Annotated in this window: 22 protein-coding genes; 9 read left to right on the top strand and 13 right to left on the bottom strand. The window is 68.9% G+C overall.

Going from position 1 to position 22,623, the window contains the following annotated elements; translation table 11 throughout:
- Positions 1-43: 43 nt before the first annotated feature.
- Complete coding sequence (locus ACQEU1_RS37670) at positions 44-1,522, top strand: Nramp family divalent metal transporter (protein WP_433213031.1); 1,479 nt, start codon at positions 44-46, stop codon at positions 1,520-1,522.
- A 15-nt stretch (positions 1,523-1,537) separates the two neighbouring features.
- Here ACQEU1_RS37670 and ACQEU1_RS37665 read toward each other — a convergent pair whose 3' ends face one another.
- Entirely contained in the window at positions 1,538-1,867 is a 330-nt protein-coding gene (locus ACQEU1_RS37665) for a TfoX/Sxy family protein (protein ID WP_433213028.1), read from the bottom strand.
- 85 nt (positions 1,868-1,952) lie between these two features.
- On the opposite strand from ACQEU1_RS37665, the gene ACQEU1_RS37660 reads away from it, so the two are divergent.
- Positions 1,953-2,225, top strand: a complete 273-nt coding sequence (locus tag ACQEU1_RS37660) for a YggT family protein (RefSeq protein WP_433213025.1) — start codon at positions 1,953-1,955, stop codon at positions 2,223-2,225.
- On the opposite strand, the gene ACQEU1_RS37655 is transcribed toward ACQEU1_RS37660, so the two are convergent.
- The 5 genes from ACQEU1_RS37655 to ACQEU1_RS37635 all read right to left on the bottom strand — a co-directional run bounded on the left by ACQEU1_RS37655 (position 2,188) and on the right by ACQEU1_RS37635 (position 7,844).
- Positions 2,188-3,738, bottom strand: a complete 1,551-nt coding sequence (locus ACQEU1_RS37655; RefSeq protein ID WP_433213022.1) for an FAD-binding oxidoreductase — start codon at positions 3,736-3,738, stop codon at positions 2,188-2,190. The two genes, ACQEU1_RS37660 and ACQEU1_RS37655, sit on opposite strands and share 38 nt — an antisense overlap.
- A 25-nt stretch (positions 3,739-3,763) precedes the next feature.
- Positions 3,764-3,928: a DUF397 domain-containing protein gene (locus ACQEU1_RS37650; RefSeq protein WP_433213019.1), complete on the bottom strand. Its 165-nt coding sequence runs from the start codon at positions 3,926-3,928 to the stop codon at positions 3,764-3,766.
- A gap of 10 nt (positions 3,929-3,938) precedes the next feature.
- The gene (locus ACQEU1_RS37645; protein ID WP_433213016.1) at positions 3,939-4,769 is read right to left on the bottom strand and encodes a helix-turn-helix domain-containing protein; all 831 of its coding nucleotides are present in this window, start codon (positions 4,767-4,769) and stop codon (positions 3,939-3,941) included.
- Between the two features lie 85 nt (positions 4,770-4,854).
- On the bottom strand, positions 4,855-7,443 hold the full coding sequence (locus tag ACQEU1_RS37640) for a CHAT domain-containing protein (RefSeq protein WP_433213013.1): 2,589 nt from the start codon (positions 7,441-7,443) through the stop codon (positions 4,855-4,857).
- Positions 7,440-7,844, bottom strand: a complete 405-nt coding sequence (locus ACQEU1_RS37635; RefSeq protein ID WP_433213010.1) for a hypothetical protein — start codon at positions 7,842-7,844, stop codon at positions 7,440-7,442. The genes ACQEU1_RS37640 and ACQEU1_RS37635 overlap by 4 nt, the downstream gene beginning before the upstream one ends.
- On the opposite strand from ACQEU1_RS37635, the gene ACQEU1_RS37630 reads away from it, so the two are divergent.
- From ACQEU1_RS37630 to ACQEU1_RS37610, 5 genes are all read left to right on the top strand, one after another.
- Complete coding sequence (locus ACQEU1_RS37630) at positions 7,824-8,720, top strand: S8 family peptidase (RefSeq protein ID WP_433213007.1); 897 nt, start codon at positions 7,824-7,826, stop codon at positions 8,718-8,720. The two genes, ACQEU1_RS37635 and ACQEU1_RS37630, sit on opposite strands and share 21 nt — an antisense overlap.
- Before the next feature lie 54 nt (positions 8,721-8,774).
- Positions 8,775-9,392 (top strand): RNA polymerase sigma factor, encoded by a 618-nt coding sequence (locus ACQEU1_RS37625; protein WP_433213004.1) that lies wholly within the window; start codon positions 8,775-8,777, stop codon positions 9,390-9,392.
- A complete protein-coding gene (locus tag ACQEU1_RS37620; protein ID WP_433213001.1) occupies positions 9,370-9,813 on the top strand; it encodes a hypothetical protein in 444 nt (147 codons plus the stop codon). Before ACQEU1_RS37625 ends, ACQEU1_RS37620 begins: the two co-directional genes overlap by 23 nt.
- Before the next feature lie 264 nt (positions 9,814-10,077).
- Positions 10,078-10,878 (top strand): SAM-dependent methyltransferase, encoded by an 801-nt coding sequence (locus ACQEU1_RS37615; RefSeq protein WP_433212998.1) that lies wholly within the window; start codon positions 10,078-10,080, stop codon positions 10,876-10,878.
- A complete protein-coding gene (locus tag ACQEU1_RS37610) occupies positions 10,878-12,710 on the top strand; it encodes a diguanylate cyclase domain-containing protein (RefSeq protein WP_433212995.1) in 1,833 nt (610 codons plus the stop codon). Before ACQEU1_RS37615 ends, ACQEU1_RS37610 begins: the two co-directional genes overlap by 1 nt.
- A 43-nt stretch (positions 12,711-12,753) precedes the next feature.
- On the opposite strand, the gene ACQEU1_RS37605 is transcribed toward ACQEU1_RS37610, so the two are convergent.
- From ACQEU1_RS37605 to ACQEU1_RS37575, 7 genes are all read right to left on the bottom strand, one after another.
- Complete coding sequence (locus ACQEU1_RS37605; RefSeq protein WP_433212992.1) at positions 12,754-13,275, bottom strand: snapalysin family zinc-dependent metalloprotease; 522 nt, start codon at positions 13,273-13,275, stop codon at positions 12,754-12,756.
- A gap of 274 nt (positions 13,276-13,549) precedes the next feature.
- A complete protein-coding gene (locus ACQEU1_RS37600; RefSeq protein ID WP_433212989.1) occupies positions 13,550-14,257 on the bottom strand; it encodes a hypothetical protein in 708 nt (235 codons plus the stop codon).
- Positions 14,254-15,108: a hypothetical protein gene (locus ACQEU1_RS37595; RefSeq protein WP_433212986.1), complete on the bottom strand. Its 855-nt coding sequence runs from the start codon at positions 15,106-15,108 to the stop codon at positions 14,254-14,256. Before ACQEU1_RS37595 ends, ACQEU1_RS37600 begins: the two co-directional genes overlap by 4 nt.
- 143 nt (positions 15,109-15,251) lie before the next feature.
- Positions 15,252-15,848, bottom strand: coding sequence for a GTP-binding protein (locus ACQEU1_RS37590; RefSeq protein WP_285644521.1), 597 nt, complete (start codon positions 15,846-15,848; stop codon positions 15,252-15,254).
- Between the two features lie 22 nt (positions 15,849-15,870).
- On the bottom strand, positions 15,871-16,293 hold the full coding sequence (locus ACQEU1_RS37585; protein ID WP_360392562.1) for a roadblock/LC7 domain-containing protein: 423 nt from the start codon (positions 16,291-16,293) through the stop codon (positions 15,871-15,873).
- Positions 16,290-19,004: a sensor histidine kinase gene (locus ACQEU1_RS37580; RefSeq protein ID WP_433212982.1), complete on the bottom strand. Its 2,715-nt coding sequence runs from the start codon at positions 19,002-19,004 to the stop codon at positions 16,290-16,292. The genes ACQEU1_RS37585 and ACQEU1_RS37580 overlap by 4 nt, the downstream gene beginning before the upstream one ends.
- Positions 19,005-19,301: 297 nt before the next feature.
- A complete protein-coding gene (locus tag ACQEU1_RS37575) occupies positions 19,302-20,318 on the bottom strand; it encodes an ABC transporter substrate-binding protein (protein ID WP_433212979.1) in 1,017 nt (338 codons plus the stop codon).
- A gap of 179 nt (positions 20,319-20,497) precedes the next feature.
- Here ACQEU1_RS37575 and ACQEU1_RS37570 point away from each other — a divergent pair, with 179 nt between their 5' ends.
- A complete protein-coding gene (locus tag ACQEU1_RS37570; RefSeq protein ID WP_433212976.1) occupies positions 20,498-21,667 on the top strand; it encodes a 4-hydroxybenzoate 3-monooxygenase in 1,170 nt (389 codons plus the stop codon).
- Between the two features lie 175 nt (positions 21,668-21,842).
- Positions 21,843-22,598, top strand: coding sequence for an IniB N-terminal domain-containing protein (locus tag ACQEU1_RS37565; protein WP_433212973.1), 756 nt, complete (start codon positions 21,843-21,845; stop codon positions 22,596-22,598).
- Positions 22,599-22,623 lie beyond the last annotated feature (25 nt).

Raw genomic sequence — 22,623 nt, 5'->3', positions numbered from 1 at the left:
GGATTCCGTTCCCCGCAGTGCCGGGAGGTCGACAGTGTCGTCGATGCAGATCGGAGTGAGCAGGCCGCCGCTGGACGTGGCGGACCTGCCGGAACCGGAGAAGGTGTTCAAGGTCCGCAAGCTCGGACCTGTCCAGGTGGTCCAGTTCGTCATCGGCCCGAGCCTCATCGCGCTCGGCATCTCGATCGGCAGCGGCGAGTGGCTGCTCGGTCCGCAGGCGGTCGGCAGGTTCGGCTTCGTCGGCATCGGCTGGGTGATCACGGTGTCGGCGTTGCTGCAGACGTTCTACAACGTGGAGATCGCCCGTTACGTCGTGGCGACGGGCGAGACCCCGGTCGTCGGCTGGGGCCGGGTGCCGCCGGGCTGGAAGTTCTGGGTACCGGTGTCGCTGGCGTTGTTCTACTTCGCGTTCATCTTCGGCGGCTGGGCGGCGGGCGCCGGACAGGGGCTCTTCGCCCTGATCGCGGGCCGCGGCTACCGCCCCGACGAGATCGAGTACGTGCGGCTGCTCGCGATCGGCCTGCTGGTCGTGGTCTTCCTGATCACGGCGGGCGCCCGCAAGGTGTCGAGAGCGCTGGAGCTGACGAACTGGGTGCTCGTCGGCTCGCTGCTGCTGGTGCTGATCGTCGTGACGGTCGCGATCGTGCCGTTCTCCGTGTGGTGGGAGGGGATCCGCGGCCTCATCACCCCGGCCGCCCCTCCGGCCGGCATCACGGCGACGCAACTCGGCGGCCTCGCCGGCTTCACCGCGCTCGCGTCCGGGCTGAACTGGTACGCGATGAGCCACTACCGCGACAAGGGCTACGGCATGGGCCACCACGTCGGGTTCATCGCGGGCCTGCGCGGCGGCAAGCAGGAGCTGCGCCCGGTCGGCGTGACCTTTGTGGACACTCCGGCCAACGCCTCGCTGTGGCGCCGCTGGTACCGGCTGCTGCTGATCGACCAGTGGGCGGTGTTCTTCGTCGGCGCGATGCTCGGCATGCTGCTGCCGACCGTGCTGATGGCGCACCTCGTCGCGACGTCCGGTCAGCAGCCGACGGCGGCGAACGTGCCGACGTTCTCCGCCGAGCAGCTCGGCCTGCTCTACGGCCAGGGCATGTTCTACCTGATGCTCATCGTCGGGGTGCTGGTGCTCTTCTCCACGCAGCTCGGCATCTTCGAGGCGCTGGTGCGGAACTTCACCGACGCGATGCACGCCGTCTCACCGCGGTTGCGGCGCCGGATCGAGGACGACCCGCGCCGGTTCTACTACCCCTTCATGCTGGTGGTGCTGGCGATCATCGCCGGCGCGCTGCACCTCGCGCTGCCCGTGGAGCTCGTGCAGATCTCGGCGAACATGTCGAACCTGGGCGCGCTGATGTTCCCGTTCGCGTTGATGTACCTGAACTCGCGGCTGCCGCGGCCTGCCCGGCCCCGGTGGTGGCACCACGTGGTCCTGGTGCTGAACGTGGTGTTCTTCGGGTTCTTCTTCGTGAACTTCGTCTACGAGTTCTTCACGGGAGGGCCGCTGGTCAGGTTCTGACCCACACCTCGGCGCTCATTTCGGCGGCAGGGCTTCCACGAAGTCGCGGCAGCGCGCGATCCAGTCGTCGAGGGCCTCGTCCTCCGAGATCGCCTCGCCGTCCACGACGACCCAGCCCCTCATCGGTTTGCCGGTGAAGTCGAACACGCGCGTGCCCGGCACACTGAGCGCGTCGGCCTGGGCCTCCGGGCCGACGCGTGCCAGCAGGTCCGAGCCCAGGGCTCCTACCAGCATGTTTCCCCGCCACAGGAAGACGAGGGTGCCGAACATCTTCTTCGTGGTGAGGTCCGGGAGGTCGCCGAGCGACTCGCCGAGACGGTGGGCAAGGCCCTCGTCGTACGCCATGCGCTGAATACTGTCTCAGCGAGTTGCCAGGCGCCTCTCAGGTTCGTGTGGCTTCATGGACATACAGGACATAAGGAGGCCCGAGTTGTTCGGCTTGGTCGGGTGGATCGTCGGTTGGGTGTTGACGCTGTTCATCCTCGTGATGATCGGCCGGATGATCGTGGACTGGGCTGTCACCCTGCAGGCGCGCGGCGACTGGGTGTGGCAGGTCCGGCGGGTGACGCACAGCGTGACGGAGCCCGTGCTGGCGCCGGTGCGGAAGGTGTTGCCGCCGGTGCGGTTCGGTGGGTTCGGGTTGGACCTGGCGTTCACGGTGGTGTTCATCGCGGCGTTGATCCTGCGGTCGATCGTGTGGTGAGGACGCCGGGGTTGAGCAGGCCCTGAGGATCGAGCGCGGCCTTGGCCCCGGACAGGGCCGCGTGGAAGACGTCCGGCCGCTGGCGGGTGTACCAGGGCATGTGGTCGCGGCCCACGGCGTGGTGGTGCGTGATCGTGCCGCCGGAGCTGATCAACGCCTCGGAGACGGCCGCCTTGATGTCGTCCCACTGCTCGGTGAGGCTGCCCCAGCGGCCCGGCGCGTAGATGCCGTAATAGGGCGCGGGGCCGTCCGGGTAGACGTGGGTGAAGCGGCACGTGACGATGCCGACGCCGCAGACCTCTTGCAACGCCTTGGTCGCCGCCTCGACGACGGCCGCGTGCAGCACGGGGAAGCGGTCCCAGGTGCAGGCCGTCTCGAACGTCTCGGTGATCATGCCGTGCTGCGCCATCGCATCACGCTGGTAGGGCATGCGCAGGAACGACTTCCGCCATCGTCCGGCGGCACCTTCGACGACCTCGCCGTCGCCGCAGAGCTCCAGAGCGCGCGCCAGCAGCGCGTCCACCGGGTGGTCTGCCGACTCGAACGCCAGCACCAGCACCGACTGCGGCGAGCCGGCGTTCAGGAACGCCTCGGCGGGGTCCAGCAGACGGCAGTTGGCCGGGTTGAGGCCGGACTGCGCGATCAGCCGCGTCGCCTCGACGGCACGTTCCCACGACGCGAACCGCACCGAGGCGGAAGCGCGATGAACCGGCGGTGACTGCAGGCGCATCCACGCCTCGGTGATCACGCCCAGGGTGCCTTCGGAGCCGAGGAAGAGGCGGTCCGGCGACGGGCCCGCGCCCGAGCCGGGCAGGCGGCGCGACTCGGAGATCCCTTGCGGCGTCACGACCCTGAGCGACTCGGTCAGGTCGTCGATGTGCGTGTAGAGCGTGGCGTAGTGGCCGCCCGCGCGGGTGGCGAGCCAGCCGCCGAGCGTCGAGAACTCGAACGACTGAGGGAAGTGCCGCAACGTCAGGCCGTGCGGCTTGAGCTGCGCTTCGAGCGACGGCCCGAGCACGCCCGCCTGGATCCGCGCCGCCCGGCTCGTCGGATCGACCTCCAGCACCCGGTCGAGGTGGCCGAGGTCCAGCGTCACGACCCGGTCCAGGTCACGGGGTTCGACGCCACCGACGACGGAAGTGCCGCCACCGAACGGAATCACCGCGACGTCGTGGGCAGAACACCAGTCCAGCACGTCCACGACATCTTGTTCGGTGCGCGGCCGCGCGACGGCGTCGGGCACCGGGCCGACGTCCCCGGCGAGGTTGCGCGTCACGTCCCGGTAGGCCTGGCCACGGGCGTGCGCGAGCCGGTCGACGGGATCGGTCGAGAACAGCGCGGACGGTTCGACGCGCGGCTCCGGCACGCCGAGCGAGGCCGGGTCGGGTGGCTCGTGGAACGTCAGGTCCGCGTCCGGCAGCACCGCCCGCACCCGGTCGACCAGCGCACGGCGTTCCTCCGGGGTGACGGCGTCCTCGACGGTGCCCCAGCCCCACCACGACCTCGTTGTCATGGCGAGCAACCATAAGCGAAACGCGTCAGTTCCGGAAGCGGTCACCCTTGGCGGAGTCCAGGAACGCCTCCCACGCCCGTGCGGACACCGGGATGTGCGCCGCAGGAGCCTTGCTGTCCCGGACACCGATCCCCGCGCCGATCTCCACGCAGTTGTTGCCGTCGGGGCTGTAGCTGCTCTTGCGCCACACGGTGGCCTCCTCAGGACACGATGTCGGTGATCAACCTCCTCGATTGTTCCGCATCCAAGGCCACCCCAGCCAGGGACTTCAGGATGTCCGTGTAGAGGTCGACGGACGCCTTGTCCTCCATGAAGATCCCCGAGTTCATCGTGTCCGTGTAGACGACGGGCGGGATCTTCTTGAACTTCATCAGGCTGAACTCGCCCATCGCGCCGGCGTGCGCGCCGATCCGCGTCGGGACGACCCGGATGGTGATGTTCGGCCGCACCGACATGCGCAGCACGTGGTGCAACTGGTCGCGCCACACGTCCTCGCCACCCACCGGCAGCATCAACGCCTGCTCGTGCACGAAGAAGAAGAACTTCCGCGTCCCGTCCAGGATCTGCTGCCGGGCGACTCGTGCCTCCACCCGCAGCGCGATGTCCTTGGCCTCGATCTTGGGCCACACCTCGTACAGCGGCCGCATGTAGTCGGGGATCTGCAACAGGCCCGGCACCAGCGTCAGGTGCCAGCTGTACAGCTCGCTCACGACCGCCTCGTGCTCGACGAGCGTCCGCATCTTGATCGGCAGAACACCGGGGTAGTGCTGCCACCACCCCTTGTCCCGTGACACCTTGAACAGGGTCATGAGGTGGTCGAACTCTTCTTCCTTCACCCGGCAGAGGCCGAGCAGGCGGGCGAAGTCGACCTCGGTCACCCCGCCCTTTCCCGTGAGCAGGTCCGAGAGCTTCTGCGGATCCCACCCCAACACTTCGGCTATGGCGCGGTGCGACATCCCCGTCGCATCGACCGCCGCGCGGACCAGCGCGGCGAACTCGCGGCCGCGCACCGTGGAGGCTCGTACTGGCATGTCAGGAAAGTAGGGCCGATTCCACCCGCCGCAGCACCGTTTGGGGCCAAGTCCAACCGAAGAGATGGACGTTGGAGACCCTCCATCACCCCGCGCCGAAACAGACGAACCCCACTGCCGCGGCGTAGGCGGCGTCGTCAACCGCTGCTCGTTGCACGGCGGCCAGGGCTTCGGCCGGGGCCATGCCGGCGGCGAGTTTCTGGTGCAGCTCCACCATGACCGGGGCGGTGCCGTCGGTCGGCACCGGGACCACCGGCGCGATCAACGTGCGGGTGCCCAGGCCGAGCAGCGCGGCCGTGAAGCCCATCAGCTCGTCGCCGGGGCGCACGGCGGACTGGCCCGTGTCGCACGCCGACAGCACGACCCGCGTCGGTGGGCGGCGCAGGCGTTCGATGTCGTAGACGGTCAGCGGGCCGTCCGCGAGTTCCAGCGCGGAGAAGAGCGGGTTGTCCACGCGGAACGAGCCGTGCGCGGCGATGTGCGCCAGCGCGGCACCGTCCATTGAGGACGCCACGGCGCTCACCGTGGCCTCGGCGTCCACCAGGACCCGGCCGGGGACGTGGGCGCTGATGGCCTTGATCTCGGTGGGGGCGGCGGCCATCCGGGGTCCGGCGGCGAGCACGGCGTCGCCCGCGGCGTCCGGGACGGACCAGGCGCGCAGCCACACCGAGGCGGACGGGGCGACGGTGACCTGGCGGTTCAGCACGGCCCACGGCAGGCCGTTCAGGGCGCCGGTCGGAACGACCACCAGCGGCCTGCCGTCGATGCGCCCGGAGAGGGGTTCCAGCAGGCGGCGGGCCAGCAACGCGGCCGCGTGCGAGGCCGAAGACCGTGCCACGGCGAGGTTCGGCAGCTGGGGCGGCAGGGTCACCAGGCGGTGCAACGCGAACCGGAGCAGGCGGATCTCGCGGACCACGCCGTCGACCGGCCCCAGGGAGTGCAGGGTGGCGCGGCCGCCCGCCAGGACCACGGCGAGCAGCGAGCCGTCGTGCTCCACGAACTCGATCAGGGCCGACGAGCCCAGCGCCGCGGCCAGCGAGGCGACGGGCGGGGGCTTGAAGACCGAGACCTCGCCGGAGGTCTGGCGGGTGAGGTCGCGGACACGTTGCTCGGCGCGGACCAGCTTGGCGCGCAACGAACCGGCGGGTTTCCCTGCCAGCACGGCGGATTCCACGTCGGCGGAGACCGCGCGCAGGGACGCGAGGGCGTCCTCCAGGCGGGGGTCGTCCGGCGGGGACACCGACTTCATCCGCAACGCCCCGGCCCGCCAGGTCTCGGTCCACGACAACACCCGCGAGGCGCTGCCCGACGCCATCGCGAGCGCCAGCCCCTCGGCCGCCAGCGCCTGCCCCTGCACACCGGCGGAGGCACGCAACTCGGCCGCGCCCAGCGACACCCGGTACTCGTCGAGCAGCCCGATGCCCCGCCGCAGCGCGGACGAGGTGCCCCTGACGTCACCGGAGAGCTTGCGCCGCAACGCTTCCGCGTACCAGCCGCGCACGCGCAGTCCAGCAGGGCCGCGCGACCGTGCGGCGGCGGCGACCGACAGCTCCGTCACGGCGCGGGCGCGGTGGCCGAGGTCGGCGGCGACCAGCCCGGCGTCGATGCGGGCCTCCAGGGCCGGCAGCCGCCAGTCCATCGCGTCCAGCTCCGTGGCCACCCGCGACAGAGCGAGTCGCAACGGCCGGGAGCGGTCGCCGCGCAGCACGGCCGCGTGCAGCTCCAGATAACGCGCGCCGGCGGCCCACAGCAGCCGTTGCTCGCGGCGGAACCGGCGGCGGGCCTCGGCGGCGAACGAGTTGGCGGCGTCGGGATCGTCGTCCAGCAGGGCGATCCGGGCGCGGAAGTACAGCGCCTCCGACACGCCCAGGGGGTTCTTCAACGCCTTCAGCTCGACGATCGCGCGGTCGGCGGCGGCACGGGCCTCGTCCAGCAACGGCACGGAGACCAGCAGTTCGAGGCGGTTCACCAACAGCACCGGGCGCATGACGTCGAGGCGGCGGTGGACCTCCTCCGCCTTGTCGAACAACGACAGCGCGGCGGGCACGTCACCGCCGCGGGTGGCCATGATGCCCGCGTTCCAGTTGACGTCGGCGACGCCGAGCTCCTGGCCCAGCTCGCCCAGCAACGACGCGGCCAGGGAGAAGTCGGCCGACGCCTCACGCATGTTGCCGACGTACGCGCGCACGAGCCCGCGATTGTTGAGTGCGCGCGCTTCGACCAGTTGGTCCCCCACGCGACGGGCGCCCGCGATGGCGGCGGTGTAGTCGCGCTGCGCGTCGTCGTAGCGGGTCAGGTAGTGGAAGACGACGCCGCGTTGCATCAACGCGGCCACCGAGTCCGCGCCGGACAGCTCCGGCATCGCGTCGTCCAGCAACGTCAGCGCGGCCTTCTGCTTGCCCGTGTAGGCGAGCACCCACGCGAGGCTCATCTGCGCCAAGGCTTCCAGGCGCGGCAGCGCGGCGTCGGACGCGATGCGGATCGAGCGGCGCAGATGCCGTGCCGCGCCGGGGAAGTCGTGCATCTCACGCAGCGCGAGGCCGATGGCACGCTCGGCGATCGACCATTCCGAACGATCTTCCGTCGCACGGAGGACCGCGCGCGCCATCTCCACGGCGGCGCGCGGGTTGCGCTGCCTGGCCTCCAGCGCGTCCTCTGCGGAAAAGTCGGTCACGGCAACACTTTATCCGCTGTGGTAGCTTGATCAAGCTCGGTCGGGGTGCCCGTCAACGCTGCTTTAGTGAGGCCGTGGTGTCGAAAACGCCAGAAAGCGCGGAGCTTTACCAAAGAGCTTTCCTGCAGCTCATCGCCGAGGACAAGAACATCAGCTTCCACGCCGAACGCGGGCGTGAATTCCTTTATCGGCCGGGGCAGTTGCTCGTCGGAGCCGAGGACCAACAACGCGTGGTCGAAAAGCTGCGCGAAAACAACATCGTCGCGCGGCCCGGCGAGGGATTCGCCGGATTGGCACGATTGACGTTGCCGAACAACGCCGAGGACATTCCGCGCATTGTTCGCCTGTTGCGCGACCAGCGGACCTGGCCGAACGAACGCGTGCCGCTCGTGCAGCCGCACCACGTGGTCGTCGGGCACGGCGGCCTGGTGATGGGCAACCCCGGCGACCGTCCATATCCGACAGACCCGGTGGTCGCGCCGAAGATCGACGAGCGGCTGAAGGACGTCCGGGTCGGCATCATCGACACCGGCATCTCGCAGGGCGCGAGCAGCGAGCACTCCGAGTGGTTCGACGGCCGTTACGCCAAGGAGGCGGACGACGTCGACCCCGCCTACGCGAGCGGCGACAACTTCGCGTTGCAGGGCGGGCACGGCACGTTCGTCGCGGGCGTCATCCAGAACGCGGCGCCCGGCGTCACGTTCGACCCGGAGGCCGGCCTCGACCCCAACGGGTTCGGGGACGAGGAGCGGATCTGCCGCAAGATCACCGAGCTGGGCCGCAAGAAGATCAACGTCCTCAACCTGTCGCTGGGCTGCTTCACCGAGGACGACGTGGCGTCCGAACCGTTCCGGCGCACCATCGAGGCGCTGCCCGACGACATCGTCGTGGTCGCCTCCGCCGGCAACCAGGGCACGCAACGGCCGAGCTGGCCCGCCGCGCTGTGCGGGGTCACCGCCGTGGCCGCCGCCCAGCAGGAACGCGACGGCTCGCTCGCCCCGGCGTTCTACTCGAACTGGGGCCACTGGGTCGACGCGTGCGCGATCGGCAACCGCGCCTCGACCTACCTCAAGGGCGAGTGGCAGCTGCCCGGCGAGGCGTCCGCCACGCCGTTCGCGCTGTGGGCGTACTGGTACGGCACGTCGTTCGCCGCTCCCCTGGTCACCGGCCGGATCGCCGCCACGATGGTGTCCGAGGGCGTCGACGCACGTCAGGCACGTGACAAGCTGCTCTCCGGGCCGGTCTTCCACCCCGGCTACGGAATTTTCGTCAAATAGTTGTATCTGCGAGGCAACCTCGGCCTCCGCCAGTTGTGACCGCAAGGAGTCGACGTGACCTCTGCATCCCCGATCGCCGCGCTCGTGAGCGCGGCGGCCGAGGGCGACCAGTCGGCGTGGAACGAGATCGTGGACCGTTACACGCCGCTGGTGGTGTCGGTGATCTACAAGCACCGGCTGCGCCCTTCGGATGCGGCCGACGTGAACCAGACGCTGTGGCTGCGGCTCGTGGAGCAGATCGGACGGCTCCGCGAGCCGGAGGCGCTGCCCGGCTGGATCATGACGACGACCCGCAACGAGTGCCTGCGCGTGCTGCGCGTGCAGCAGCGGACGCACCTGTACGACCCTCTGTCCGAATCGGACGCTCTGGAGGCGGAACAGGTGGACGCGGACGTGGAGGCCGACCTGCTGGCGGTGGAGCGGCGGCAGGCGTTGCGGGACGGGTTCGCGGAGCTCACCGACCAGTGCAAGCGGTTGCTGACGAAGCTGATGACCGATCCGCCGCCGAGCTACCAGGTCGTGAGCGAAGAGCTCGCGATGCCGGTCGGCAGCATCGGCCCGACGCGGATACGTTGCCTGGAGAAACTGCGGAAGACCCCCGCGCTCTCAGCGTTCCTGGGGTCTCCGGTGAAGAGAGGAGGTGTGCTGGGTGCGGCACGACTGGGACAGTGACGAAGTACTGCTCGACGCCTTGCGCGACGCGTTGAGCACACCTTCCGAGGACGTTCCGCCGGAGTTCGTGGAGGCCGCGAAGGCCGCCTTCACCTGGCGGAACATCGACGAGGAGCTGCTGCTCATCACGTCGTACGACTCCGTTCTCGACGACACGTTGTTCGCCCGTGCGCGGTCCACAGCCACAGCGCGGCAGTTGGTGTTCGACGCGGACGGCGTGATGTTGCAGGTCGAGGTGTCGGCGGCCGGGGTGACCGGGCAGCTGGTGCCGGCGTCCGGGCCGGTCACGCTCGTGACGCCGAACGGCGACCACGAGACGGCCGACGTGGACGAGCTGGGGACGTTCGTGATGGGGGTGGCGCCGCGGGGGCCGGTGAAGTTCCGGTTCGCCACCGGTTGCACCGATTGGTTCATCCTCTGACCAGGCCCTGTCCCGCAAGTCTCGCCGGGCGAGAGCGGCGGCCGAGGGCCCCGGAGGCGATACCGCCGCGACACCCGAATACGCCCGGTATGAGGCCGTCGCGGCGGCACCGCCTCCGGGACTCTCGCCCGCGTCTCTCACCTGACGAACTCGCAGGACAGGTCCTGGCCATTCGTGTGAAGGGTGAATTCCCTCATTCGGCCCACACCTGCCGCCAGTAGGGTTGTGCACGCTCAGAATTCGCATCGCGAGAGGTGTGCTGCTGTGGTCGATCGAGTCAGCTGGGTACCGGACGGTGTCAACGTCGACGTCCCGAGTTCCGCCCGGATCTACGACTACCTGCTCGGCGGCGGTCACAACTTCGAGGCGGACCGCACGACGGCGGAGGAGCTGATCAGGGTTCTGCCCGTGCGGGCGATGGCCCGGCTGAACCGCTCTTATCTGCGCAGGGCCGTTCTGGAACTGGCCGGGCTCGGGATCCGGCAGTTCCTCGACCTCGGGTCGGGCATCCCGACGGTCGGCAACGTGCACGAGGTGGCGCACGAGGTCGCCGCCGACTCGAAGGTCGTCTACGTCGACTTCGAACCCGTCGCGATCACGCACGCCGAGCTGATGCTCTCCGCCGAGCCGGACGTGACGGCGTTGCTCGCCGACCTGCGCGAACCGGAGAAGGTCGTCGCGCAGGCCAGGGAACACCTCGACTTCACCCAGCCCGTCGGGCTGCTCGTCGTCGGTGTCCTCCAGTTCATCCCCGACTCGGACGACCCGTGGGGCGTATTGTCCCGCTACGTGGAATCGCTGCCCTCCGGGTCCTACCTGGCGCTGTCGCACTTCACCGCCGACAGCATGCCCGCGGCCATGGCGGCCGGCGCGGAGATCTTCGCGAAGACCGCGGAGCCGATCACGCCGCGCACCAAGGAGCAGGTCGCGAACATGTTGGCGGGCACGGAGATCGTGGCGCCCGGCATCGTGTTCACGCCCGAGTGGCGGCCCGAGTCCCCCGAGGACGTCGGCGACGAACCGTCGAAGGCGAACCTCTACGCCGCGGTGGGTCGCAAGCCCTGATGGCCGCATCGCCCCTCGCACAGCGCTGGGCGGCTGTTCTGATCGAGAGCGCGTACTCGCCGATGTCCCGGCGGAAGCTCACGCAGCACCTCGACGAACACGCCGCCCGGCTGCGTGCCGGGCAGGCGGCGGTGGCCATCGGGGAATGGTTGGTGCGCAAGCGTTTCACCGGCCCCGACTCGTTGCGGCGGACGCTGGAGGTGCTCGGGCCGGAGTTCCCGCCCGAGACGACCGCCGCGCTCGCGTCCGGGTACGTGCGGGCGACGCGCGACCAGTTGTTCGCCGAGCAGGAGAAGGTCAGGGACTCGCTGCTGAAGGCCGTCGAGGACGCGCAGCGCGACCTGCACGACAGCGAGGCCCGGTTCGCCCAGGTCTTCGCGACGACGGCGGTGGGCATCGCGATCTTCGACCTGCACGGCTCGGTCGTGGAGGCGAACGAGGCGCTGGCGGCCATCCTGGGGCACGAGGAGATGCCGAAGGAGCTGTTCGCCGAACCCGACGCGGTGTCGTTGGCCGCGGTGTGCAAGCGCATGATCGAGTCCTCTGTGGACACCGACAGGCGGGAGTGGGAGCTCACCCAGGCCGGCGGTGACACGGTGTGGGCCAACGTCGTGCTGTCGGTGCTGCGCGGGTCGGACGGGCTGCCGAAGTTCCACGTCGCGCTGGTCGAGGACGTCACCGAGCAGCGGATGCTGCAGGAGTGGCTGCGGCACCAGTCGTTGACGGACCTGCTGACGGGGCTGCCGAACCGGGCGTCGTTCACCGACAAGCTGGAGTCCGCGCTCGCCACCGGTGAGCCGTACACGCTGGGGTACTTGGACGTCGACAGCCTCACGATCGTCAACGACGGCCTCGGGTACGTGGCGGGGGACGCCGTGCTGGTCGAGGTGGCGCGGCGGTTGCGGGCCGTGCTGCCGGACGCCGTGGTGGCGCGGGTCGGCGGCGACGAGTTCGTGGTGCTGATCCACGGCTCCCCCGACGTCGCGGCGCTGGCCGCGATGATCGACGAGGAGTTGTCCGAGCCGGTGTACCTGCAGGGCGCGGGTGTCGCGGTGTCGACGTCGATCGGGTTCGTGCACACCGCGGGCCACGGTGCGAGCCCGACGACCCTGTTGCGGCGCGCGCACTCGACGTTGCGCAGGGCCGAAGCCGGGGGCAAGCGGCAGTGGGCTCTCTACGACCACGAGGCCGACATCGCCGACAGGGAGAGATACGGGCGCATCGCCGCGATGCCCGGCGCCTTCGAGAACGGCGAGATCACCGTGGAGTACTCGCCGGTGTCGTGGGTCTCGGGAGAGCAGGCCTTCGTGGAGGCCTCGCTGCGGTGGGGCGCCACCGGGCACGACGAGGTGGCGGCCTGCGCGGACGCACTCGGTCTCGCGTCGCGGATCGGGCAGATGGTGCTGCAGGACGCGTGCTCACGCGGCGAGCCGGTGCTGGTCAGGCTCACCCGCGACCAGTCGCGCGACCAGGACCTCGCCGCGCACGTGCGGTCGAACCTGCGGGCCTGCGCGTTGCCGGCGTCGTCGTTGTTCCTGGCGCTGGACGTCCGGGCGATGCCGGACGGCGAGGAGAACCTCGAGGTGCTGCACGACATGGGCGTGCACGTGCTGCTGCACGAGTTCGGCGGCGGGTTCACCGGGCTGTCCACTGTGGACCGCAACCAGATCTGGGGTGTCCGGCTGGCACGGCCGCCGTCGGAACGGCTGGCGCGGCAGGGACTGGCGTTGCTGGTACCGCTGCTGCGCGGGTCCGGCGTGCACGTGATCGGCGGGCCCGGCGACCCGGACGAGCTGCGGGCGCTCGGCGTGGACCTGGTGGTGTCGCGCTGAGCGGTCGTGGCCGTCAGGGAGACCACGACCGCTCACCCGCGTACTAGGCCGCGTCCTCGAACGTGGTGGCCTGGACGGTCACCCGTCCACCGAAGTTCCGCACGACCTGGGCCTTCTCGGCGGCGTTCGGGTTGGCGTTCGTGCACGACGTGCCGGCGCTCGCACCGGACATCAGGTCGGTGCACAGCCCCGTCCGGCGGTCCGGCAGACCCAGGATGTGGCCGAGCTCGTGCGCGGCGATCCGGGTCGTGTTGTGACCCTCGTTGACGGCCTCGCGGCCCATCCAGACGCGGCCGTTGCCGAGGCTGGTCGTCTGGGCGCGGGGCCAGCCGTTGTCCGCGACGATGGTGATGTTGACGGAACCGCTGTTCCGCTTCACCAGCTTGACGGTGTTCGGCAGCTGCGTGTTCCACACGTTCGCACCCGCGTCGACGGCCGAGACGAACTCGGCGGCGCCGGCGGAGTTGTAGTACAGCGTGCGGGGCGCGGCTTCAGCGGTACCGATGAGGCCGACCGAGAGGGCGGCCACGCTGGCCGCCACACCGATTGTTTTCCGCAGGGACACAGGAATCTCCTCGCAATGCAGGGTGATTGCCCACCGACTGTATCGCCGAGGTGTTGGCGCACAAGAAGAGTCAAGTGTGAAGCGACGCTGACACGATCAAGGGCGTTCGTAGGTGATCACCACCCCGGCTGCCCCGAACCCGCGCGTGGCAAGGGAGAACGTGCCCTACGACCGGCTTCCCGGCCACCGTCCGCCTCGAACAGGCCGCCGCCGAACGGGCGAATAACTGTTCACACGCGACTGGTTCTGATGGACCGGTCGGCGCAACGCTCCGTCAGGGTGAGGCGGCGAAGTACGCCTTGACCACGCGCGTGTCGACCGGCGGCGGAAAACTCACGTCCTGCGCGCCCAGCCCTCCGGTCTTCACCGTCCAGGCCGGCTCAGTCCGGTTCACCACCGGCCCGTCACCCGCGAGCACGAACTCGCCTTCCCGGTCGCAGAAGTACGCGCCGACCAACCCGTCCGACCGGCCGTCCCACGCGCCCCCGTTGCGCCGCTGGCACTTCGCGCCGTCGGCGAGCTCCAGCCCCCAGGGTTCGGCCTCGCCGGCCGACGGCGTCCGGCTCACCGGCTCGGCCGTCGTCATCCGCCGCAACGACTTCCCCCACGGTTCGTCCCCGCACAGCAGCACGCCGGGCGCGGGCGTGACCCAGCAGACGCTCGCACCCGCCGCGGCCGGCGCACAGCTGACGACCCCGGTGTCGGTCCCGGACGGCAGACAGCTGTCCACCTCCTCCCCCGCCGTGACCCGGTATCCGGCCGCCGGGTTGCCCGCGCGGTCGACGGCGACCACGGTCACGACCTCGGTCGCCGGGTCCGCGGGCTCGGCGGTGGTCGTGGACACGGGGTCCGGCGTTCTCGTGATCGTCTGCACGCCGACGTTCGGCGTGGCCGGGGAGTCCGGTGCGGTGACCTGGCGGACGACGAAGATCCCCGCTGCCACCACGATCGTCGCGATCACGGCCGCCCACGCCCACTTCACGACGTGCCGCCGATCTCCGCGAGCAACGACCGCACCTTCTCCAGCGTGCAGTCGAACGAGTCCTCGGCCCTCTCGTCGTCCCGCGGCCTCCACCTGCTGTACCCGGCCGGGTACAGCTCGCAGAGGAAGTCGGTCTTCGTCCGTCCGGGCGCCACGACCAGACGCCCGTACTTGCCGAGGCCGACGCGGTCGAACTTCGTGGAGTCCTCACCGTTGAGGGGAAGGGACACCGTCCCCTTCGTCGTTCCGGTCGTCACGTCGGCGACGATGCGACCCGAGTAGGAATAGGTGTCGTCGCTCCACATCCGGAGTTCCAGGTTGCCCTGCTCACCGGGTTCCAGGTTGAACGCGAACGGGCGGATGTTGTCCGACGAGCCGTTGACGAGCTCCCGCGCGACGCGGTCCCGGTCGAGCCGGAGCTCCAGGATCGCCGTGTCGGCGTTGCCGGAGTCAGGGCACTGGAAGTGCATGACCGGCTGGGGTTCGTACCGGTTCACGTCCACCGCGCGCAGGTTGTCGACGACCAGCATCGCGCCGTCCTCGGCCGCGCTGCGGATGGAGATCTGTTCGTAGGGCGGCACTTCCGTCCCGAACCGGCGCAGCCACTCGATCATGCCGGTGTCGCAGAAGAAACCGGCGTCGGTCTGCGGCAACTGGTCGAGCGGTGTGTCGAGAGGCAGCGCGAACTCGGTCACGGACGGGCTGTTGACGGGTTCGGCGACGAGGCTCTTCACCTCGGTCCGGTTCTTGCTGACCTCGGACGCGGGGCCGGTGATCGCCACGACGAGGGACAGAGCGGCGACGACGACACCGGCCAGCAGAAACCACGGGCTCTTCACGGCTGTGCTCAAGCGGTTGCCCACCTGGCTCGCCCCCTCCCGAGTTCGGTGACTCCGAGGAGGTCATCGCCGGGTTCGCCGGAAGGGTTACGGCGCAACGCGAAAAGGCCGGCGTCCCCTGGACACCGGCCTTCTTTCCGCGGGAGTGCGGTCCTCTAGGCGAACGACGGCTGGCGCAGCGCGTGCTCCACCAACGCGATGAGGATCTGCTTCGTCGACTGCCGGTTCCGCGCGTCGCACGGGATGATCGGCACCGACGCGGAGATGGTCAGGGCGTCCCTGATCTCCTCGGCCCGGTGGTGCATGAGGCCGTCGAAGCAGTTCACCGCGATCACGTACGGCAGGTCGCGGTCCTCGAAGAAGTCGATGGGTGCGAACGCCTCGTCGATGCGCCGGGTGTCGACCATGACCACGGCGCCGATCGCGCCGCGGACCAGGTCGTCCCACATGAACCAGAACCGGTGCTGACCGGGCGTGCCGAACAGGTACAGGATCAGGTCCTTGTCCAGCGACACGCGGCCGAAGTCCATGGCCACCGTGGTGGTCACCTTGTCCGGCACGTGGGACAGGTCGTCGACGCCGACCGACGCCTGGGTCATCACGGCCTCGGTCGTCAGCGGGGTGATCTCGGAGACCGACCCGACGAACGTCGTCTTGCCGACACCGAACCCACCCGCGACGACGATCTTCGACGACACCACGTTCAGGTCGGCCCCAGGTGACCCCGGACGACCCGGAGCACCGTTGCTCATGGGAACTTCTCTCTACTCGAACTCAGGCTCGCATGGACACGTGCAGCTGGGCGCGGATCTCCGGCGTGAGCTGGAGGCCGACCCGCTCCACCAGGCGGGTCATCGCGTAACCGATGAGCCCGATGTCGCAGTTGGGCGCGGCGAGCACGGCGAGGCACGACCCGTCGCTGATGGACATCAGGAAAAGATAGCCGCGTTCCATCTCCACGACGGTCTGTTTGACGTCACCCGCCTCGAAACAGCGGGCCGCGCCGAGGTTCAGCGAGACCAGCCCCGAGGAGACGGCGGCGAGCTGCTCGGCCCGGTCGTGCGGCAGCCGTTCCGACGTTGCGAGCAACAGGCCGTCGGCGGAGACGACGATCGCGTGTGCGACACCGGCCACCCTGCTGACGAAGTCCTCGACCAGCCAGCTGAAGTTGTCCAGTTCCTCAGTCGCGGTGGTCACTGGCGTTCCCTTTCTGCGATCACGGGGATGCCTCCGACGGCGGAGTCGAAGAGCGACTCACGGCCCATCTGGACGCCCTTCTGATACGTGGCGAACCGTGCGCGCAACCTGTCGGCCGAACGGCCGGGGATTGCGGCGGCGGTGGCGAGCTGCGGTGCCGGCGACGACGGCTTCGGCAACGATCCGGGGACCAGCCGCGCCTGGGGGACGCGCTTGGGCAGACCGTTCTCCGTCGTCTGGGCGGGTGCGTTCTTGTCGAGCGCGCCCGCTGCCTTCCAGCCTTCGTCCGCGGCTCCCCAGTCGGAGTCCGCGTAGTCGGCGACCGCGCGCGGCACCGCCGTTGGTGCCTCGATCTTCGCGGTCTCCGCCGAACGCTGCCGCTTGGGCAGTCCGTTCACGGTGGCGGGTTCCGCGTCGTCCTCGACGTGCTCGTCGTGCTGGGCCCGCACCGGCTCCGCTGACGGTACGTCCCTTGTGGAGGGTTCCGGCGCCGAGGGGGTCTGGAACCACCTCGACAGGTCGTCGTGCGAGATCAGCGGCTCGTCCGTGATGGCCGGGAAGATCTCCGTGGCCGGGTCGGCGGAGCGCTGAGCCGGGGGCTGCGACGGGGGCTCGTAGGTGTAGCCCTCCTCCGCGGCGTCCTCGGTCGCCTCGATCCGTGCCGTGAACAGGCCGTCCGCGGACGTCTGCTCGATGCGGTGCCGGCCGGAGTTGTCGTCCGCCGCGGCGGGCGACGGCATGAGGGCGGGCTGCTCCGGAGTCCACTTGGGAACGCCGGACAACGCCTCGCCGGTGCTGGTGGACTCGATCGCGGCCTGCTGCGGGGCGGCCGGCAACGGCAGTGCCGGCGCGGGTCCCTTGTGCAGCAACGAGATCGGCAGGATCACCTGCGCGGTGACGCCACCCTCTATGTCGTCGTTGTTCGCCAGCGTCACGCGGATCTCGTGGCGCTTCGCGAGCTGACCGACCACGTACAGGCCCATCTCGCGGGCCACCGAGACGTCGACCTCCGGCGGCTCGGCGAGCTTCGCGTTGAACTCGACGACCTCGTGCTCCTGCATGCCGACGCCGCGGTCGTGGATGCGGATGGCGACCTCGCCCTTGCGGGTCTCTATCGTCCGCACCGTCACCTTGGTGCTGGGCTTGGAGAACGCGGTCGCGTTGTCCAGCAGCTCGGCGACGAGGTGCGCGAGGTCGTTGACCACGCGGCCCTGCACCATGAGCTCCGGCGTCGGCGCGATCTGCACGCGCGCGTACTTCTCGACCTCGGACACCGCGGCGCCGAGGACCTCGGCGATGGCGACCGGGCGGGTGACGCGGCGGTTGACCGTGGTGCCCGAGAGCACCAGCAGGTTCTCGCTGTTGCGGCGCATCTGCGTCGCGAGGTGGTCGAGCTCGAACAGCGACGCGAGGTGGTCGGGGTCCTGCTCGTCCTGCTCCAGCCGGTCGATCACGCTGATCTGGCGTTCCACCAACGCCTGCGAGCGCCGCGACAGGTTGATGAACATGTCGTTGACGTTCGCGCGCAGTGCCACCTGCTCGACGGCGAGGCGGACCGCTTCGCGTTGCACGAGGTCGAACGCCCGCGCGACCTGGCCGACCTCTTCGGTCGTGTTGATCGGCACCGGGACGATCGCCTCTTCGGCGGCCCGTTCCGGCTCGCGGTGCGAACGGATTCGCTTGATGGCCTCCGGCAGCTGGTTGCGGGCCACGTCGAGGGCGCTGCGCCGGAGAACGCGCAGCGGCCGCAGCATGGACTGCGCGACCATCGCCATGAGACCGAACGCGATCAGCAGCGAGATCGCGACGAGTGCCGCGTCGCGCCACGCGTCCGAACGCGCGGTCGACTGCAACCGCGTGGTCGTCGCGTCCGCCTGGCCCTCCAGGTCGGCCGCGACCTCGCGAACGAGGTTCGCGGTGTCCTGGCCGATCTTCAGCACCTCGGCGTCGGTGATGGTGACCGCTTCGCGTTCGAAGTCCTGCGCCAGCGCCAGGCGCACGAGCCGGTTGCGACCGTCCACGGACGAACCGGACACGATGTCCTGGAACCTCTGCCTGTTCTCCGCCGACGCCGCGTCGTTGAACTCGCCGAACGCGGCGTCCAGACGGGACTGCGCGGCACGCAGCTCGTCGGCGGCACCGGGTGCGAAGCTCCGGCGCAGCGCGGTGGACGTCAGGATCGAGTTCTGCTGGCCCAGCTGCTCCTGCGCGCTGTAGAGGGCCTGCGCCGCGGACACCAGCGGAACGATCTCCGGCTCGCTGAGACTGGAGATCGCGGCGCGGTGCACCGTGGTCAACGACGCGATGATCTGGTTGTACGCACTGATCACCGCGACGTCGGGGTACTTCGTGCTCAGCAACGTCACGCGCAGGCTCGCCAGTCCGTCGAGGGACTGGAGCGACTTCGTGAACGAATCCTGAAGGGGCGCGCTCAAGGCCGTAGCCGTCGCGCCCGAGTCTCGGTACTTGCCGAGTTCAACATCGGTGAGGCCCGTCCGGGCGGCGTGCTCGGGGCACGCGTTCTGCCTGCCCGCGCCCACACACTGCACTGCCCAGTCACGTTCGACCTGTAGAGCGTTCTCCACCTTCGCGGCCTGGTGGCTCACGGCGAGCTCGCGCTGGACGTTGCCGAAGAGTTCGACGTCGTCGAGCTGGGTGTTCAGCCTCAGGCCCGCGAGAGTCGCGGTGCTCAGGGCCGGAACTAGCAACACCACTGCGAGCTTGCTCCGCAGCCGCCAGTTGCGTAGGCGAAACCGGTCGATGCCTCGCTGGTCCTCACGACCGCGCACCGTCAACACTCCCCGCCCCGTTTAATAGCAGCAAACCTGGTGGATCTTGGAGTAAAACGCGCTGTTCTCATACCGCCGTTCGGACGACAAAACGCTGGTTCGAGAATCAACAACTTTGGACAGCGCGGCTAAACGGCCGTCCTCCGATAATTCATCTGGAGGAAACGGTCGTGCGGGTGACCGTGATCACGGCCTGATCACAGTCACCCGCACGGTTCGTCAACTACCGGAGGGCTGGATGAGCATCGGCTTGACGTCGAGCTCCTTGTCCAGCATCTGGTACCGCTGCATCAGCTGGACGACGCGCTGCAGGCGCGTCGCGTCGAGCGTCGTCGGGAACGCGCCGAAGTGGACAAGACCTGCGGTTTCCTTGTCGACCTTGGCGTACTCGACGAGCAGCGGCTCGACCGTGGGACGGTCGGTCGCGGCGGCCTGGCCCTTGGCCATCGCGCGCTGGAAGGCGGCGACGGTCTTGGGGTTCTCCTTCGCGAAGGCACCGGTGGTGGCGTAGCCCGCGATCGGGATGTTGTCGGTCGGGCCGGACGCCGCGTCCAGCACCTTGATCTGACCGGCGGCGCGCTGCGCGCGGGTGATGAACGGCTCGACCATGAAGGCCGCGTCAACGGTCTTGTTCTGGACCGCCGCCTGCATGTCCGGGAACGGCATCTCCTTGAACTTGACCGTGCTCACGTCCACGTTCGCGGCCTCGAGCGTGGCCTTCGCGGTGAGCTCCGCGATGTTCTTGAACGTGTTGATCGCGATGGTCTTGCCGGCGAGGTCGGCAGGACTCTTGATGGCGGAGTCACCGTTCGCCAAGATCAGGAACATGTCGGGTTTCGCCTGGTAGCCGTCGGAGATGAGCTTGATTCCGTCGACCGCCTTGGCGGCGTCCTTCGATTGGGCGGCGAAGAACGAGACCCAGTTGCCGAACGTGAAGTCCAGCTCCTTGCTGACCAGCCCGGGGATGGCAGCGGCGCCACCCTGGATGACCTTCAGGTCGACCTCGAGGCCTTCGGCCTTGAAGAAGCCCTGCTTGATCGCTACGTGAACGGACGCCACGTCGAGGATCGGCAGAACACCGAGGGTGATCTTGGCCTTCTCGACCGGACCGCCGCTGTTCGCGTCGGACGCGGGCGCCTGCTCTTTGCCGCCGAGCGCGCTACAGCTCGCCACCGTGGCGAGCAGCGTGGCGAGGGCGATGCCACGGATTGCGAAGCGGCGGACTCTTCGAGTCATCGGGAGCACTCTCCTGTCGGAGCGGTGTCGTCGTTGCGGGGGGATGAGCCGCGCCGGTCAACCACTCAGAGTAGTGATGCTGCTCCAAAAGACCCCAGTTGACCGACACGAGCAGGTTCCAGTCCACTACCTGCGGTGAGCATCTAAGCACAGCTGGTCTAGGGCTAGGAGAACCCCAAGTGAAGCGTCCCGTGACCGTTGTCGGCGCAGGGCCGGCCGGTCTGACCTTGGCAAACCTGATCCAGCAGTCAGGTATCGACTGCGTTGTGCTCGAAAAGGCTAGTCGCACCCATGTGGAAACCCGGCCACGCGCGGGAGTCCTGGAGCACCGCTCCGTGACCATGTTGGAGTCACTCGGTCTGGCAGATCGTTTGCTGATGGAAGCAGACCGTCACGGAACGTGTGAATTCCGCGTCAACGGCCAGTCCTTCCAGGTGTCCTACAGCGACCTGTATGGGGGACGCGAACACTACGTCTACCCCCAGCAGGAAGTGGTCAAGGACCTCATCGGGGGATTTCTGGCCCGAGGGGGTGACATCCGGTTCGAGGTCAGTGACGTGGAGTTGGCGGACCTCACCTCGTCGACCCCCACGGTGGCCTTCACCAGCGCGGACGGCACCCGCGAAACCATCACGAGCGACTTCGTGGCGGGGTGCGACGGCTTCCACGGGGTGAGCCGGCCGTCCATTCCTATGGGAGCGCTCTCAGAATTTACCCACCAGCACGGGATCGAGTGGCTCGCCATTCTCGCGGAGGCCCCTCCATCGACTAAAGCCATCATTTACGCATTGCACGAGGATGGATTCGCCGGCCACATGTTGCGGTCGCCGGCGGTATCCCGCTTCTACCTTCAGGTGCCGGTCGGCACGAAAGCTTCCGATTGGTCGGACGAACAGGTCTGGGAAGCGCTCCACAAACGCTTCGCACTGCACAACTCGACCTGGGCGCTGAACGAGGGAAAGATCATCGAGAAGCGCGTGCTGGACATGCGCAGCCACGTGGTGGAGCCGATGTCGTACGGCCGGCTGTACCTGCTGGGTGACGCAGCACACATCATCACCCCGGTCGGCGCCAAGGGCATGAACCTCGCCATGAACGACGCCGCAACCTTCGGACGTGCGCTTATCGACTTCTACGCCACCGGATCCGAGACCGGGCTGAAGACCTACTCGGAGGACTGCCTCCACCGCGTCTGGCGGGCCCAGGAGTTCTCGCAGTGGATGGTGAACATGATCCACACGGACGTGAGCTCGCCGTTCTTCGGACGGTTGGCCCAGGCGAGGCTGGAGCACCTGGCCGAGTCCCCGGCCTACCGCGCGACCTTCGCGGAGAACTACGTAGGTCCATGAGGGTGAAAATTCGACCCTCTGGGGTGAATTCCCGGGTCCCCTAACGAGTGAGAGCAACCCCCTAGGGACATCGCAGCGTCACGGTTTGGGGCCAACTCCCGATGCCGGGGGATGTCGTTCATCCATACGGTTCATCACGACATCCCCCGATCCACCTACAGGAGCTTGAGTTTCCATGGGCACCCAGACGCTGCACGACTTCACCCTCAACCTGCTCGGCGACCTGGACGCCCGCGAGGCGTTCCAGCTCGACCCGGAAGGCGCCCTGGAGGCGGCCGGCCTGGGTGACATCTCCCCGGTCGACGTGCAGGAGATCCTGCCCCTGGTGCTCGACAGCGCGTCCGTCGTGAAGATCGACGCCATCGACAAGGTCCTGGTCGAGGCCGGTGACCTCACCGCCGTCGACAGCCTCAAGCTCCTCACGGGCAACATCGAGGGCGTCACGAACATCGCCGACATCGCCGCCCCGTCCAGCATCACCGCGCTGGTCACGGACTTCGACGGCCTCGGCGACATCACCAAGACCCTCGACGTCGCGAACGCCAACGAGGTCGTCACCACCGTCTCCGACATCGCGACCGGCAACGACGTCGTCGCCAAGGTCACCGACGTGGTGGACGTCAAGGACGTCGCCGACGTGTCCCACGTGGTCGGCGACCTCGACACCGACGTGCTCGTGAAGGACGTCGTCGACTCCGACGTGCTGGTCAAGGACGTGCTGGACTCGGCGGACGTGAACGTCAAGGACGTCTTCGACGTGACCGACAACCTCACCGGCGACGTCGCCTCCGGCAACGTGGTCCACGACGTCGCTCAGGTCGGCGACCTGCACACCGACCTCGGCCAGGTCATCGGCGACGTGAAGCTCGGCGACGTCGACCTGCTCGACGGCGGCATCGGCAACGGCAACGACCTCGACCTGCACCTCTGAGCCACCCCCAGGGGACCTCGAACGG

The organism is Lentzea sp. CA-135723 (assembly GCF_050936595.1).
Classification (GTDB): domain Bacteria; phylum Actinomycetota; class Actinomycetes; order Mycobacteriales; family Pseudonocardiaceae; genus Lentzea.
Note: the sequence above shows the minus strand (reverse complement) of the source record. Positions and strands in the feature narration are given on the sequence as shown.

Bases quoted from the DNA above. Each gene is read 5' to 3' on its own strand.
- ACQEU1_RS37645 (WP_433213016.1), bottom strand. From the start codon at position 4,769: ATGCCAGTACGAGCCTCCACGGTGCGCGGCCGCGAGTTCGCCGCGCTG.
- ACQEU1_RS37565 (WP_433212973.1), top strand. From the start codon at position 21,843: ATGGGCACCCAGACGCTGCACGACTTCACCCTCAACCTGCTCGGCGAC.
- ACQEU1_RS37670 (WP_433213031.1), top strand. From the start codon at position 44: ATGCAGATCGGAGTGAGCAGGCCGCCGCTGGACGTGGCGGACCTGCCG.
- ACQEU1_RS37575 (WP_433212979.1), bottom strand. From the start codon at position 20,318: ATGACTCGAAGAGTCCGCCGCTTCGCAATCCGTGGCATCGCCCTCGCC.
- ACQEU1_RS37610 (WP_433212995.1), top strand. From the start codon at position 10,878: ATGGCCGCATCGCCCCTCGCACAGCGCTGGGCGGCTGTTCTGATCGAG.
- ACQEU1_RS37655 (WP_433213022.1), bottom strand. From the start codon at position 3,738: ATGACAACGAGGTCGTGGTGGGGCTGGGGCACCGTCGAGGACGCCGTC.
- ACQEU1_RS37590 (WP_285644521.1), bottom strand. From the start codon at position 15,848: ATGAGCAACGGTGCTCCGGGTCGTCCGGGGTCACCTGGGGCCGACCTG.
- ACQEU1_RS37665 (WP_433213028.1), bottom strand. From the start codon at position 1,867: ATGGCGTACGACGAGGGCCTTGCCCACCGTCTCGGCGAGTCGCTCGGC.